The following is a 13,856-nucleotide window of genomic DNA, read 5'->3' as shown; positions in this document are numbered from 1 at the left end:
GAGCGTGACATCGGTACTCCACCGAGCAAGTGTTCGGATCCGTGAGAGTAAATCTCGCACAACAGGAATAGCAGCTCTTCGAGGGAGGTTGCGTCACACATGACCAAATCTGTTGTTGCGCAATCATACGGAACACCCGAGGCCCTGACCGTGGTCGATGCGGAGGTTCCGCCGCCCGCATCGGGGGAGGTGCTCGTCGACGTCAAGGCGATCGGCGTCAATCCCATCGACTACAAGCTCTACAGCGGCGCCTTCGGTGACGATCCCGACAAGCTGCCGGTCAGGGTCGGCGGCGAGGCCGCCGGCGTGGTCGCGGCCGTCGGGGCCGGAATCACGGAGATCGCGGTGGGCGACGAGGTGATTGTCAGCCCCGGCACCGGTCTCTACGCCGAGAAAGTGGTCGTTCCCGTCTCCGCAATCACCCCCAAACCTGCCAGCCTCGGCTGGGAACAGGCCGCCGGTCTGCTGCTGGTGGGCGGCACCGCGGTCGACGCCCTGGACACCATTGGGGTCGGTTCCGGCGACACCGTCCTGATCCACGGCGCCTCCGGCGGCGTCGGTGCCCTCGCCGTGCAACTCGCCGTCGCCCGCGGCGCGACGGTCGTCGGCACCGCGGGAGCGGCGAATCAGGACTACGTCCGGAACCTCGGAGCAACTCCCGTCGTCTACGGAGACGGACTCGAGGAGCGGGTGCTGGAGGTCGCACCCCAGGGCATCGACGCGGCCCTCGACACCGTCGGAACCGACGAGGCCGTCGACGTGTCGCTGGCATTGGTCAAGGACAAGACCCGGATCGTGACCATCGCCGCTTTCGGTCGGGCGCAAGAGGACGGCTTTGCGTCGGTCGGCGGCGGCAACCCGGCAAGCGCCGAAGCCCGGCTGAAGGCGCGCGCCGAACTGGTCGAGCAAGCCGGCGCCGGACATCTGACGGTCACCATCGCCAAGACGTTTCCCCTGATCGATGCCGCGCAGGCCCACAGCGAACTCGCGCAACCCCACCCCGCGGGGAAGTTCATCCTGATCCCATGAGACGCGGGACCACGCCCCTGCGCGGAGACTCGAATTGTCCGTCTTCAGCGCAGGGTGCGGCGCGTAGAATTTGGCGGGTGCAGACCTGCCGCGAGCTGCTGCTCACCCGTCGCCGCACAGTCGACCTGTGTCGCGTCGGCGGTTGCTGTTGCCTTTGGCGTCGCTGACCGCGCTTCTGTGTCATTTTCGATTCGCCCTGCGGTCACGTGCTGACTTCCCTGCCTTTTCGGTGATCGACTCGATCGCGTTCCATCGCATTCCCTCGGCCATCCGACACATTCTGTGGAGCACAGTCAATGTCCACCACACCAGCAACAACACACACCACCACCCCGACCGCGGCCGTCGACCAGGTCGACGTCCGCGGTCCCCGGTTCGCCGCCTGGATCACTACGGCGGTTCTCGTCGCCGTCCTGCTCTCGGCGTCCTTCTCGACCGTCGTCGCCGGTGTGATCCTGGCGGTTCAGACCGTCGTGTTCGCCGTCGCCGCCGTCGTCGGGCCGCGGCGCAGCCCGTACGGCCAGATCTTCGGAAAGCTGGTCGCCCCACACATCAGCCCGCCGAGCGAGCGTGAACCAACCGCGCCGCTGCGCTTCGCCCAACTGGTCGGCTTCATCTTCGCGGCGGCAGGTCTGGTCGGATTCGCGTTGAGCGCGCCCGTCGTCGGTGCCGTCTTCACCGGCTTCGCACTGTTCGCGGCGTTCCTCAACGCGGCCTTCGGAATCTGCCTCGGCTGCCAGATCTATCCGTTGGTCGCCCGATTCCGATCGTCCGCCTCCGCCGACCACCCGACCCCCAATGGAAAACCCCGGCAAGTTCTCAGTGAAGGAAAGAACATGGCTCGCTCCGACGTCCTGGTCTCCACCGACTGGGCTCAGCAGAATCTGAACGCGCCCACCATCGTGTTCGTCGAAGTCGACGAAGACACGTCCGCCTACGACGGCGGCCACATCGAGGGCGCCATCAAGCTCGACTGGAAGAAGGATCTGCAAGATCAGGTCCGCCGTGACTTCCTCGACCGTGAGCAGTTCTCCGATCTGCTGTCGACACGCGGCGTCGCCAACGACGACGAGGTCGTCCTCTACGGAGGCAACAACAACTGGTTCGCGGCGTACGCCTACTGGTACTTCAAGCTCTACGGCCACGACAACGTCAAGCTGCTCGACGGCGGGCGCAAGAAGTGGGAACTCGAGCAACGCCCCCTCTCCGAGGACACCGTCACCCGCCCGTCCACCACCTACCGGGCGGCCGAGCCCGACCTGTCGATCCGCGCGTTCCGCGACGAGGCCGTCGACGCGATCGGTGTGCTGAACCTCGTCGACGTCCGATCGCCCGACGAGTTCACGGGCAAGATCCTCGCGCCGGCGCACCTGCCGCAGGAGCAGAGCCAGCGTCCCGGCCACATCCCGGGTGCACTCAACGTTCCGTGGAGCAAGGCGGCGAACGAGGACGGCACGTTCAAGTCCGACGAGGAACTCACCGCGATCTACGGCGCAGCCGGTCTCGACGGCTCCCGGGACACCATCGCCTACTGCCGGATCGGCGAGCGCTCCAGCCACACCTGGTTCGTCCTCAAGGAACTGCTCGGCCACAAGAATGTCAAGAACTACGACGGCAGCTGGACCGAATACGGCTCGCTCGTCGGCGTGCCGATCGAGCTGGGCAAGTAGCGGACCGCGGGGAACAAGCACATGAGCGCAGCATCAACGCAAACCCACACCATCCCCGCCGGCGTCGACCTCGGCAGGGAAACGGCCATCACCGGCAAGGTCGTCACGGGCGACGGAGAACCTGTCGGTGGCGCCTTCGTTCGACTCCTCGACGGCACAGGCACGTTCACCGCCGAGATCGTCGCCTCCGGCAGCGGAGACTTCCGTTTCTTCGTCGCACCGGGCGACTGGACCGTGCGGGCTCTCTCGCCGGTCGGCAACGGCACGGCATCGGTGAAGCCCACGACCAGCGGCATCCACACCGTGGACATCACCTTGACCGCATAGCATTTCGCCTCCGAACACCCCAACAAGCCCAGCTCAAGAGCCCTCACCCTGCGATTCCACGACCCACGCCGCGATCTGCGCGCGTGAGTTGAACCCCAGTTTCGTCAGGAGGTGCTCCACGTGCCCCTGCGCGGTGCGGGGCGAGATGACGAGCCGGGCGGCGATCTCCTTGTTGGTCAGTCCCTCGACGATCAGGGCGGCAACTTCACGCTCCCGCTTCGTCGGTTTGGGGGACTGGCCGGCGGAGGTAGACGAGGCCGAGACCTGCTCGCCCAGTGCGTAGGCGACGGCTGCGTCGAAACCGAGCGACTCGCCCTTTCGTCGGGCGGCGGCGAACGCGGGTTCGGTCATCGCCTGCCGGGTCGCGCGTTCGCACTCGTCCTGGTACACGCTCAGTCCAGGCACCAGCACCGCCGAACTGCCCACCGACCGGGTGAGCGCCTCGGCCGCCCCCATCAACACGACGGCCCGCTCCATGTTCTGCTCCTCGGCGGCGATCCACGCGAGGGCCTGCAGGCACACACTGGAATTGAGCCGGTCGTTCACCCGGCGATCCACCTGGAGCGCTCGCCCGAGGAGTCGCACCGCTCGGGCTCTCTCCCCCTTCTGCCACACGGCGACGGCCAGCGCCCACATCGAATACGACCGGTACACCGATTCGCCCTGAGCTTCGGTGATCGCGAGGATGCGCTCGTGGCATTCGACGGCACGTTCCGTGTCGTTCAACAGGTCGTACATCATGCCGAGACCCACGACCGCGGCCACCTCGAAGACGTCGTTGCGTGCCGTGAACACAAGGACGGCCTTCTCGAGATGCGCGCGCCCCTCGGGGAGGCGGCCCGCGAACAAGGCTGCGTATCCGATTGCGTGGTCGAGGTGCGCGCGCACCTCCGGGTCGGGCGTCCGGGCGGCGAGCGCCCGCGCTTCCTCCGCCAGGGTGTCCGACACCGAAATGTCGCCCTGCACTCCGGCCAGCACGGCAGCGCCGTAGAGCGCCTTGGCCCGATCGATCGTGGGCTCGGAGACCTGCCGCGCAAGGAGGCGATCGAGCCACCGTCGCCCCTCGACGAACAGCCCCCGGGCCAGCCAGTACGGGTACAGTGCGGCCGCGATCCGAACTCCGATGCCCGGGCTGTCGGACACGCAGAAGTCCAGCGCTTCACGGATATTCGGCAGTTCCCGTGACAATTTGGCGATCAACGGAAGTTGCCGGGAGCTGATCCATTCGGATTCCGCTTCGACCGCGAGGCGGTCACACCAGTCCCGGTGCCGACAGCGCAGTTCGGTGTACACGCCACTCTCCTGCGCCTTTTCGCGCCCGTAGGCTCGCACGGTCTCGAGCATCCGGAACCGCACCGCGGCGCCCGACTCCTCTCGCGTCAGGATCGACTTGTCGACGAGGAAGGTCACCGTGTCGAGAAGATCGTCGACGTCGTCACCGTCGCAGACCTGTTCGGCCGCCTCGAGTTCGAATGTGCCCGCGAACACGGACAGCTGCGCCCACATCCGTTGTTCCACAGGAGTACACAGGTCGTAGCTCCAGTCGATGCACATCCGCAGTGTCTGCTGCCGCGAGGGCGCGTCCCGGCTGCCGCGGGTCAGCAGCAGGTACCGATCGGTCAGGCGCTGCAGGATCTGGTCGGGTGTCATCGCACGGAGCCGGGCCGCAGCCAACTCGATCGGCAGCGGCAAGCCGTCCAGCCGCTGACAGATACGGGCGATGGTGACCTTGTTGTCCTCGGTGAGTTCGAACCCGGGGACGGCGGCGACACCGCGTTCGACGAACAGGGTGACTGCGTCGTTGCGGGGCAGCCCTTTCGGGAGATGGTCGGGATCCGGGACAGGCAGCGGAGGGATCAGCAGCGCCGCTTCCCCGCCGATCCCGAGCGGTTCGCGACTCGTCGCGAGAATCCGCAATTGCGGGCATGCGCGAAGCAGGATCTCGGCGAGCTTCGCGGCCGCGGCCACCACCTGCTCGCAGTTGTCCAGCACGAGCAGCAGGTCTCGCGGGGCGAGGAACTCGACGAGCATCTCGTGGGGGTGTCGCGTCGACTGACCCCGCAACCCCAGGGCAGCGACCACCACTCCCGCCAACAGCGAATCATCCAGTAGTTCACCCAGTTCCACCAGCGTCACGCCGTCCGCGAAATTCCGTTGCGCTTTGGTGGCAGCACGAATGGCGAGCCGGGTCTTCCCCACCCCTCCGATCCCGGTCAACGTCACCAGCCGCGACGTCGACAGCAAGTTCGTCGCCTCCGCCAGTTCCGTGCGGCGGTCGACGAAGCTGGTCAGCTCCAGCGGGAGTCCACCTGTCCGGCCCGAGTCCGCCGGCGCTCCGGCAGGCCGGCTCCACGCACCTTCTCCTCCGGGACCGGCGCCCGGTTCTGACGTGCTGCCTTGCACTGCAACTGTTCCCGCATACATCGCCATCTCGTCGACCGGGAAGCCGTGACGCAGTTGCGCGTCGCGGAGTTGCCTGCCCAGTTCCACGGCGGACGGGCGGGCCCCGGGTTCGGACGACATGGCACGTTCGACGACCGCGCTGATCTCCTCGGATACGCCGTGCTCGCGCGGGTTCGGGACCGGCTCGGACGCGATCCGCAGGAACTGCGCCACCAGCTGTTCACCGCTGCGGCGTTCGAACGCCGCGTGACCGGTGATTGCCGCAAACAAGGTGGCGCCGAACCCGTAGACGTCGGCGGCAGGACTGGGGGCCTCGCCGGCCACGACCTCGGGGGCGGTGAACGCCGGCGACCCCGTCACGATGCCCGCGCTGGTCTCGAACCCGCCCGCGATGTGGGCGATGCCGAAGTCGGTGAGTGCGGGCTCGCCGTAATCGGTGATCAGGATGTTCCCGGGTTTGACGTCGCGATGGAGGATCCCGAGCCGGTGGGCGGTCTCCAGGGCGCCTGCCATCTTCACCCCGAGACGCAGCGCTTCGTCCAGCGGGAGCGGCCCGTGGCGGCGGATCCGTTCGTCGAGCGAGCCCTGCGCCTGGTACGGCATCACGATGTAGGGCCTGCCGTTCTCGGTGACGCCGGCGTGGAGGACATTGACGATGTTGGGGTGACCGGTCAGCCGGCCCGCAGCACGCTGCTCCCGCAGGAATCGGGCTCGGTTCTCCTCGTCGAGGTCGGCGGTGAGGACCTTCACCGCCACAGTGCGGTCGAGCGCAGTCTGGATGCAGCGGTACACGACCCCGAATCCGCCGCGGCCGATCTCCTGAGCGTCCTCGAATCCGGCCGCCGCCAACTCCGCCGTGACCGAACCGGACACGTCGCGCTGGGTGGCGAACGGATCGACATCAGTCATCGACTACATCGATTCGTCCCATTCGAAACACGGTCGACGCATGCCACACTGCCCACCTCTCGACGTTGTACCCCAGGATATCGCCGACCGTCCCCTCCGATGGCCGACTTGCGTTCTACCCGAGTGTGGGACGGGGACGCACGCGATAACCGGCCGGTCGGTTCGATCGGCCGGCACTTCGGGTTTCCGCTACAACTGGACACTCGCCCAGTCGTTTTCGAGGATCGACCCGGACGAATCGTTGCTCCCCGCGGTGAATAGTCCCGCACATATCGGGTACCCACCACCTACGCTGATCCGCGGGCCCGGCGGCCCCACGGACCAGCGAGGCCCCCTGACCGGTCACCCCTCGGCTGGAGGGCCACAGCCGCCCGCGGCCGGGGAGCCCCCCTCTTCCTCGCCTGCGGGCGGCACCATGCCGTCACACGCCATCCCCTCTCCTCCACCCTGCCAAAGGGACACAGCTGAATGCTCTCGATCAACTGTGGCTGTGCAGCGGGGTTCCCGCGAGTGCGAGGTGCGCCTCGCCGAGCGCCTCGGCCTGGGTGGGGTGCGCGTGAACGAGTGCGGCGACCTCGTTCGGGTAGGCACCCCAGTTGACGATCAATTGCGCCTCGCCGATGAGTTCACCCACGCGTTCTCCGACCATGTGGATACCGACGACCGGTCCGTCCGTGGCTCCGGCGCGGACGAGTTTGACGCCGCCGCTGGTTCCGAGGATCTGGCTTCTGCCGTTGCCGGCGAGATCGTAGACGACGGTGGCGACGTCGCCGTGGCGTTCGCGTGCCTGTTCTTCGGTGAGCCCGACTGACGCGACCTCGGGGTTCGAGTACGTCACCCGCGGAATTGCGCTGTCCTCCAACAAGGTCGGGCTCAGACCGGCGATCGTTTCGGCGACGAAGATGCCCTGCTGGAATCCGCGGTGCGCGAGTTGTGGTCCGGCGACGATGTCGCCGACCGCGTACACGTCCGGCTGCGAGGTGCGCAGGGAATCGTCGACCGTGACGAATCCGCGGGGGTCGACGTCGACGCCCAGCTCGGTGAGTCCCAGGCCCGCGGTGCGGGGTCCGCGGCCGACCGCGACGAGCAGCAGGTCGGCCTCGAGCGTGTCGCCCGATTCCACGGTGACGCTGACCGTCCGCTCGTCCTGAACGGCTTTCGCGAATCGGGTGCCGGTCATGACCGTGATGGCGCGCTTGCGCAGGGCCCGGGTGAGTTGCTTCGAGGCCCATTCGTCCTCGGCGGCGATCAGCCGGGGCAGCGCCTCGACGATCGTGACGTCCGCGCCCAGGGACGCCCAGATGCCGGCGAACTCGACGCCGATGACACCGCCGCCGAGCACGACGACGCGCCGCGGAAGCTCGGGGAACGTCAATGCTTGGTCGCTGGTGAGGATTCGGCCGCCGATCTCGAGTCCGGGGAGACTCCGGACCTCCGAACCGGTCGCGAGGACCAGTGCCGCGCCGGTGATCGTGCGGTCACCGACGTGGACGGTGCGGCCTCCGGCGTAGCGACCGGTGCCGTGGACCACTTCGATCCGGTGACTGCGGACCAACCCCTGCAGACCCTTGTAGAGGCGTTCGACGATCGCGTTCTTGTACGCGTGGACACCGTCGAGGTCGATCCCGTCGAGTGTCGCACCGATCCCGAGGGCCGACGCGTGGGCGACGGTGTCAGCGACCTCGGCGGCGTGCACGAGCGCCTTGGTGGGAATGCACCCGCGGTGCAGGCAGGTGCCGCCGACCTTGTCCTCTTCTATCAGGGTGACGGATTTGCCCAATTGCGCGGCACGGAAGGCGCAGGCGTATCCGCCGGATCCTCCGCCGAGAATCAGGACGTCGGGTTGGTCAGACATGGGGAATCTCCCTCGGTCGGGCACGTCATCGGACGTGCCGGAAGGTCGGATCGAACGGAGGCTCAGCTCAGCGCGATCAACGTCATCGGGTCGGACAGGATCTGGCCGATGGCGGCGAGGAATCGCGATCCCTGCTCGCCGTCGACCAGTCGATGGTCGAACGACAGGCTCAAGGTCGTCACCGACCGCAACGCGATCTCGCCCCGGTATTCCCACGGCTGCCTGCGGATCGCCCCGAAGCACAGGATCGCCGCCTCGCCGGGGTTGAGGATGGGTGTGCCCGAGTCGATGCCGAAGACACCGACGTTGGTGATCGTGATGGTGCCGTCCGCCAGGTCGGCCGGTCCGGTCTTCCCCTCCTTGGCGGTGGTCGTCAGATCCGACAGGGCGATCGCAAGGTCGCGCAGACCGAGGGTGTGTGCGTTCTTGATGTTGGGAACCATGAGTCCGCGCGGCGTGGCGGCCGCGATGCCGAGGTTCACGGAGCGTTTGACCACGATCTCCTGCGCGCCTTCGTCCCAGAACGAATTCAGGGTCGGGTTGGTGCGCAGCGCCACGAGCAGGGCCTTGGCCACCAACGTCAGTGGTGTCAGGCGTACGTCGGTGAAGTGCTTCGTGTCCCGTAGCTGAGCCAGCAGTTCGATGGTCGGGGTGACGTCGACCGTGACGAACTCGGTGACGTGCGGGGCGGTGAACGCGCTGCGGACCATCGCCGCCGCAGTGTGCTTGCGGACGCCCTTGATCGGGATGCGTTCCTCGTCGGCGTCGGGCACGGGCGTGGCCGTCGGCGTCGTCACCGGGGTGGCGGTGCGATGACGTTCGAGGTCGTCCCTGGTGACCTCACCGTGCACCCCGGTGGCAACCACCGCGGTGAGGTCGACTCCGGATCGCTTCGCGGCGAACCGCACGGGCGGCGAGGCCAGCGGACGCGTCGAATGCGGGGCGGGAAGGTCGCCGATGCGAGCGGCCGCGGCGGTTGTGTGCCTGCGGCGGCGCTTGCTGGACGAGTCCTCGGCCACGCCGTAGCCGACGAGGACCGGGGTCCGCTCGGCCGGGGGCGCGGGGTCCGCCTTCGGTTCCTCGCCGGCGATCTCGATGTCGATGAACGGACTGCCGACGTCGACAGTGCTCCCTTCCGCCGCGTGCAGCGCGACCACCGTTCCGGCGTACGGGGATGGGAGTTCGACGGAGGCCTTCGCGGTCTCGACCTCGGCGATGTTCTGGTTCAGCGTCACGGTGTCACCGACCGCGACCTGCCAGGTCAGCAGTTCGGCGTCGGTGAGGCCCTCGCCGAGGTCGGGCAGCAGGAATGTCTTGACAGTGGGCATGGGGGGAACTCCTGGTCCTACGCGGTGAAGGTGCGGTCGACGGCGTCGAGGATGCGGTCGACGTCCGGCAGGAAGTGCTGTTCGAGTTTCGCCGGCGGGTAGGGGACGGTGAAGCCGCCGACGCGGGCGACCGGCGCCTCGAGGTGGTAGAAGCAGCGCTCGCTGATGCGGGCGGCGATCTCGGCGCCGATGCCGAGGAACACGGGCGCCTCGTGGGTGACGACCAGGCGTCCGGTGCGCTGCACGGACGCGGCGACGGTGTCGACGTCGAGCGGGGAGAGGGACCGCAGATCGATCACTTCGACCGAACGACCCTCATCCGCAGCGACTTTCGCCGCCTGCAGGGCCGTCGTCACGAGCGGCCCGTACGCGACGACGGTGACGTCGGTACCCGGGGCGACCACCCGGGCCTTGTGCAGTGGCCCCGTCTCGGCGGCGGGGTCGATCTGCCCCTTCTCCCAGTAGCGGCGCTTGGGTTCGAAGAACAGCACCGGATCGTCCGAGGCGATGGCCTGCTGAATCATCGTGTGCGCGTCGGCGGCGGTGCTGCAGGTGACGACGCGAAGACCCGCGGTCGCGGCGAAATAGCCCTCCGGGGACTCGGAGTGATGCTCGATCGCGCCGATGCCGCCGCCGTACGGGACGCGGATGGTGATCGGCATCGTGACGTTGCCGCCCGTGCGGTAGTGCAGTTTGGCGACCTGCGAGACGATCTGGTCGAAGCCGGGGTAGATGAACCCGTCGAACTGGATTTCGCACACCGGCCGGTAGCCGCGCATCGCGAGACCGACTGCGGTGCCGATGATCCCGGACTCGGCGAGCGGGGTGTCGATGACGCGGTTGGGGCCGAAGTCCTTCTGCAGACCGTCTGTGATGCGGAAGACGCCGCCGAGTTTGCCGATGTCCTCACCCAGGAGCACGACCTTCGGGTCGTTCTCGAGGGCGCGGCGCAACCCGGCGTTGAGGGCCTTGCCGAGCGGAAGCGTGGTCGGGGCGGCCGCGGCGATGGCTGTGCTCATGCGTCGGTCCCTTCGAAACTGTCGAGGTAGGCGGCGAACTGGCGCCGCTCGTCGTCGACGAGGGGATGGGGTTCGGCGTAGACGTTGTCGAACAACGACATCGGTTCGGGCTCGACGGTCTCGAGGCACCCGCGGCGCAGCGCCGCGGCGGTGTCGTCGGCGCGCCGCTGCACGGTGGCGAGGTAATCGTCGTCGATCGCGCCCGCCGACTCGAGCAGGGCGCGGATGCGGTCGAGGGGGTCCTTGCGTTTCCATTCCTCGTCGAGCGCGGCCGGGCGGTACCGGGTCGGGTCGTCGGACGTGGTGTGCGGGCCCATCCGGTACGTGACGGCCTCGATCAGGGTCGGCCCGCTGCCTTCCCGTGCCCGTTCGAGCGCGGCCCGGGTCACGGCGATCACGGCGATCACGTCGTTGCCGTCGACGCGCACGCTCGGGACACCGAAGCCGCGGCCCCGCGCGGCGATGCTCACCCGCGACTGCAGGCTGACCGGTTCGGAGATCGCCCACTGGTTGTTCTGGCAGAAGAACACCACCGGGGCGTTGAAGCTCGCGGCGAACCCGAAGGCCTCGGAGATGTCGCCCTGACTGGTGGCGCCGTCGCCGAAATAGGTGATCGCGGCGTTGTCGGAGCCGTCGAACTGCAGGCCCATCGCATACCCGGTGGCGTGCAGTGCCTGCGCGCCGACGATGATCGCCGGGGTTGTCATGTTGTAGTCGAACGGGTTCCAGCCCGAGTGCGTCGACCCCCGCCAGAACCGGAGCATGTGGGTGGGATCGACGCCGCGGCAGTACGCCACCCCGTGTTCGCGGTAGCTGGCGAAGACGAAGTCGCCGGGATCGAGGGCGCGTGCCGACCCGACCTGCGCCGCTTCCTGCCCCAGCAGCGGCGCCCACAGGCCCAGTTCGCCCTGACGCTGCAGCGCGGTCGCCTCCGCGTCGATGCGCCGCACCACGACGAGGTCCTCGTACAGCGCGCGCACCGCGGCGACGTCCACGTCGTCGACGTACCGGGAGTAGTCGGGATGATCCACTCGCGCACCGGTTTCGGTGACCAGCTGCACCACATCATCGTTATCGAACACGAAACCTCCGAATGGGGATGGAACGGGAAACACCGCCGCCCACGTGTGACCGTTTCGGTCAGAATGATGCACTTATGCAAACATCAGGATCCAGCATGCGCAAGTGCTGTCTATCAAATTAAGCAGAATGCCCAACTCCCTGAACGGAGAGTGTGGGATACTGCGCTACATGACGAGACTCGACCGAACCGATGCCCGCCTGCTACTCGCCCTGTGCGACGCCCCCCGCGCAACCGGCGTCCAACTGGCGACCCTGCTGGGGATGGCACGGAATACCGTGCAGGCACGAATGTCTCGCTGGGAGGAGCAGCGCGTGCTCGCGCCCGTGGACCGCTGCGTGTCACCCCGCGACCTGGGATACCCCCTGCAGGCGTTCGTCACCGCGGTGGTCGACCAGCACCGCCTCGAGGACGTCATCGAACACCTGCGGGACATCGCCGAGGTCGTCGAGGTCGTCGGCATCTCCGGAGCGGCAGACCTGCACATCGGCGTGGTCGCCGTCGATGCCGACGACCTGTACCGCGTCGCCGGCCTCATCCTCGCCGTGCCCGGGATCGAGCGCACCACGGTGTCCGTCGCCATGCGTGACGCCATCCCCTACCGGACCCGCCCACTGCTCGAGCGGATCGCCGAGGAGCGCTGACCCCGGGCGCATGCTCAACGACTCGCGGTGACCACGCGGGTATCGGCGTCTTCGGTACTGCGCGTGGCACTTACCCGGGATCTGAGGATGAGAACCAGCATCACGGCGACGAGCATGACCGCCCCCACGACCCACAGGCCGGCGCGCGAGTTCCCGGTGGCGTCGAACAGCCACCCGGTGACGTACGGGGCCCCGAAACCACTCAGGTTGCCCACCGAGTTCACGACGGCGATGCCTGCCGCGGCGCCGGCACCGGTCAGGAATGTGCTGGGCAGGTACCAGAACACGGGCAGTGCGCAGAACACACCGACCGCGTTGACGGTGACCGCGATCATCGTCGTGAGCGGCGACTGCATGTACAGGGCGACCGGGATGGAGACGGCTCCAATCAGGGTGGGGACGGCGACGTGCCAGATCCGCTCACCCGTCCGGTCGGAGTGCCTGCTCCACAACACCATTGCGACGGCGCCGACCGCGAACGGAACCGCGACGATCAACCCGGTGGTGAACAGCGAGAAATCGGTGGCGAACGTCTTCTTGAAACCGGCGACGATGCTGGGCAGGAAGAAACTGAGCGAGTACAGCCCGTAGGTGATCCCGAAGTAGACGAGGCCCAGCATCCACACGCGGGAATCCGTCAGCGCCCGGCGCACCGACCCGTGGGAACCGGATTCCAAAGCCTCGGATTCGAGTTCGCGAGTGAGCCACACCTTTTCGTCCTCATCCAGCCACGTGGCCTGCGACGGCCGGTCCGTGAGGTAGAACCAGGTGACCACCGCGAGCAGTACGGCGGGTATCCCCTCGATCAGGAACATCACGCGCCAGCCGGACAGTCCGAACAGGCCGTCCCAGTATTGGATGATGGCGCTCGACAACGGTGCCCCGAGCGCCGACGACACCGGGAGCGCGAGAAGGAACAGGCCCATCAGCCGGACCCGGTAGGCGCGGGGAAACCACAGGGTCAGGTAGAGCAGGACGCCCGGGAAGAAGCCGGCCTCGGCGATACCCAGCAGCATGCGCAACCCGTACAACGATCCGACATTGGGCACGAAGGCCATGGCGGCCGCGATGATCCCCCACGTGAGCATGATCCGGGCGATCCAGCGGCGTGCCCCGAACCTGTGCAGCGCGAGATTGCTCGGCACCTCGAACAGGAGATACCCGATGAAGAACAGCCCGGAGGCCATCCGCGCTCATGGTCAACTTCGCCAGCCCGATATTGGTCCGGTCGAGGTAGTTGACGAAATAGGCCAGGCCGAGGAACGGGATGAGCCGCCGGGCGACCTTCCGGACCACCCTCGCCTCGATCTCGGGTTTCTGCAGTACAGGCGACATGAATGTCTCGGCTTCCTGAAGAGTGGGCGCGCCCGACCGGGCGACGTGACGTGGACCACTGTATGAGCCGGATCGGCTCGAAACTATGGAGAAACCACACATGCGACACCGCGATGAATGGAGGGATCCTCAGCCGAACGTCTCCCCCGGAAGCCGGTGTGGTGTCCCACCCGGACGGGGTTGTCCCCTATGCTGACCGGTGCAGCTGGTTCGCCCGGCACGGTCATGAGGAGCCCCGAAGACCGCACCAGGCGTC

General features: G+C 67.5%; 9 protein-coding genes and 2 pseudogenes. 5 read left to right on the top strand and 6 right to left on the bottom strand.

The genetic code is table 11. The features are described 5' to 3' along the window. The first annotated feature begins 99 nt into the window (after positions 1-99). From CJ179_RS11625 to CJ179_RS11615, 4 genes and pseudogenes are all read left to right on the top strand, one after another. Positions 100-1,029 (top strand): NADP-dependent oxidoreductase, encoded by a 930-nt coding sequence (locus tag CJ179_RS11625; protein WP_095861579.1) that lies wholly within the window; start codon positions 100-102, stop codon positions 1,027-1,029. 296 nt (positions 1,030-1,325) lie between these two features. Beyond that, a pseudogene (locus tag CJ179_RS52675) lies at positions 1,326-1,778 on the top strand (DUF4395 domain-containing protein); the annotation flags it as partial. Between the two features lie 87 nt (positions 1,779-1,865). Beyond that, positions 1,866-2,699, top strand: coding sequence for a sulfurtransferase (locus tag CJ179_RS52670; RefSeq protein ID WP_072946777.1), 834 nt, complete (start codon positions 1,866-1,868; stop codon positions 2,697-2,699). 21 nt (positions 2,700-2,720) lie between these two features. Beyond that, positions 2,721-3,026 (top strand): DUF1416 domain-containing protein, encoded by a 306-nt coding sequence (locus tag CJ179_RS11615; protein ID WP_072946686.1) that lies wholly within the window; start codon positions 2,721-2,723, stop codon positions 3,024-3,026. Between the two features lie 33 nt (positions 3,027-3,059). On the opposite strand, the gene CJ179_RS11610 is transcribed toward CJ179_RS11615, so the two are convergent. From CJ179_RS11610 to pdhA, 5 genes are all read right to left on the bottom strand, one after another. Beyond that, the gene (locus CJ179_RS11610; protein WP_095861577.1) at positions 3,060-6,338 is read right to left on the bottom strand and encodes a protein kinase; all 3,279 of its coding nucleotides are present in this window, start codon (positions 6,336-6,338) and stop codon (positions 3,060-3,062) included. A gap of 478 nt (positions 6,339-6,816) precedes the next feature. After that, positions 6,817-8,193 carry a dihydrolipoyl dehydrogenase gene (lpdA, locus tag CJ179_RS11605; RefSeq protein ID WP_072946684.1) on the bottom strand — a complete coding sequence of 459 codons (1,377 nt, stop codon included), beginning with the start codon at positions 8,191-8,193 and terminating at the stop codon, positions 6,817-6,819. Positions 8,194-8,255: 62 nt separating this feature from the next. Further along, entirely contained in the window at positions 8,256-9,521 is a 1,266-nt protein-coding gene (locus CJ179_RS11600; RefSeq protein ID WP_095861576.1) for a dihydrolipoamide acetyltransferase family protein, read from the bottom strand. Between the two features lie 17 nt (positions 9,522-9,538). Further along, complete coding sequence (locus tag CJ179_RS11595; RefSeq protein ID WP_095861575.1) at positions 9,539-10,540, bottom strand: alpha-ketoacid dehydrogenase subunit beta; 1,002 nt, start codon at positions 10,538-10,540, stop codon at positions 9,539-9,541. Continuing rightward, positions 10,537-11,622 carry a pyruvate dehydrogenase (acetyl-transferring) E1 component subunit alpha gene (gene pdhA / locus CJ179_RS11590; protein WP_095861700.1) on the bottom strand — a complete coding sequence of 362 codons (1,086 nt, stop codon included), beginning with the start codon at positions 11,620-11,622 and terminating at the stop codon, positions 10,537-10,539. Before pdhA ends, CJ179_RS11595 begins: the two co-directional genes overlap by 4 nt. A gap of 169 nt (positions 11,623-11,791) precedes the next feature. Here pdhA and CJ179_RS11585 point away from each other — a divergent pair, with 169 nt between their 5' ends. Beyond that, entirely contained in the window at positions 11,792-12,265 is a 474-nt protein-coding gene (locus tag CJ179_RS11585; protein ID WP_072946680.1) for an Lrp/AsnC family transcriptional regulator, read from the top strand. 14 nt (positions 12,266-12,279) lie between these two features. Here the strand turns inward: CJ179_RS11585 and CJ179_RS11580 are convergent. Beyond that, positions 12,280-13,600, bottom strand: a pseudogene (locus CJ179_RS11580) (MFS transporter). Positions 13,601-13,856 lie beyond the last annotated feature (256 nt).

This window comes from Rhodococcus sp. ACS1 (assembly GCF_002300155.1).
GTDB lineage: Bacteria > Actinomycetota > Actinomycetes > Mycobacteriales > Mycobacteriaceae > Rhodococcus_F > Rhodococcus_F koreensis.
The sequence above is the reverse complement of the archived record's forward strand: the minus strand, read 5'-3'. Positions and strand labels throughout refer to the sequence as shown.

Bases quoted from the DNA above. Each gene is read 5' to 3' on its own strand.
- CJ179_RS11585 (WP_072946680.1), top strand. From the start codon at position 11,792: ATGACGAGACTCGACCGAACCGATGCCCGCCTGCTACTCGCCCTGTGC.
- CJ179_RS11610 (WP_095861577.1), bottom strand. From the start codon at position 6,338: ATGACTGATGTCGATCCGTTCGCCACCCAGCGCGACGTGTCCGGTTCG.
- CJ179_RS11595 (WP_095861575.1), bottom strand. From the start codon at position 10,540: ATGAGCACAGCCATCGCCGCGGCCGCCCCGACCACGCTTCCGCTCGGC.
- CJ179_RS11600 (WP_095861576.1), bottom strand. From the start codon at position 9,521: ATGCCCACTGTCAAGACATTCCTGCTGCCCGACCTCGGCGAGGGCCTC.
- lpdA (WP_072946684.1), bottom strand. From the start codon at position 8,193: ATGTCTGACCAACCCGACGTCCTGATTCTCGGCGGAGGATCCGGCGGA.
- CJ179_RS52670 (WP_072946777.1), top strand. From the start codon at position 1,866: ATGGCTCGCTCCGACGTCCTGGTCTCCACCGACTGGGCTCAGCAGAAT.
- CJ179_RS11615 (WP_072946686.1), top strand. From the start codon at position 2,721: ATGAGCGCAGCATCAACGCAAACCCACACCATCCCCGCCGGCGTCGAC.
- CJ179_RS11625 (WP_095861579.1), top strand. From the start codon at position 100: ATGACCAAATCTGTTGTTGCGCAATCATACGGAACACCCGAGGCCCTG.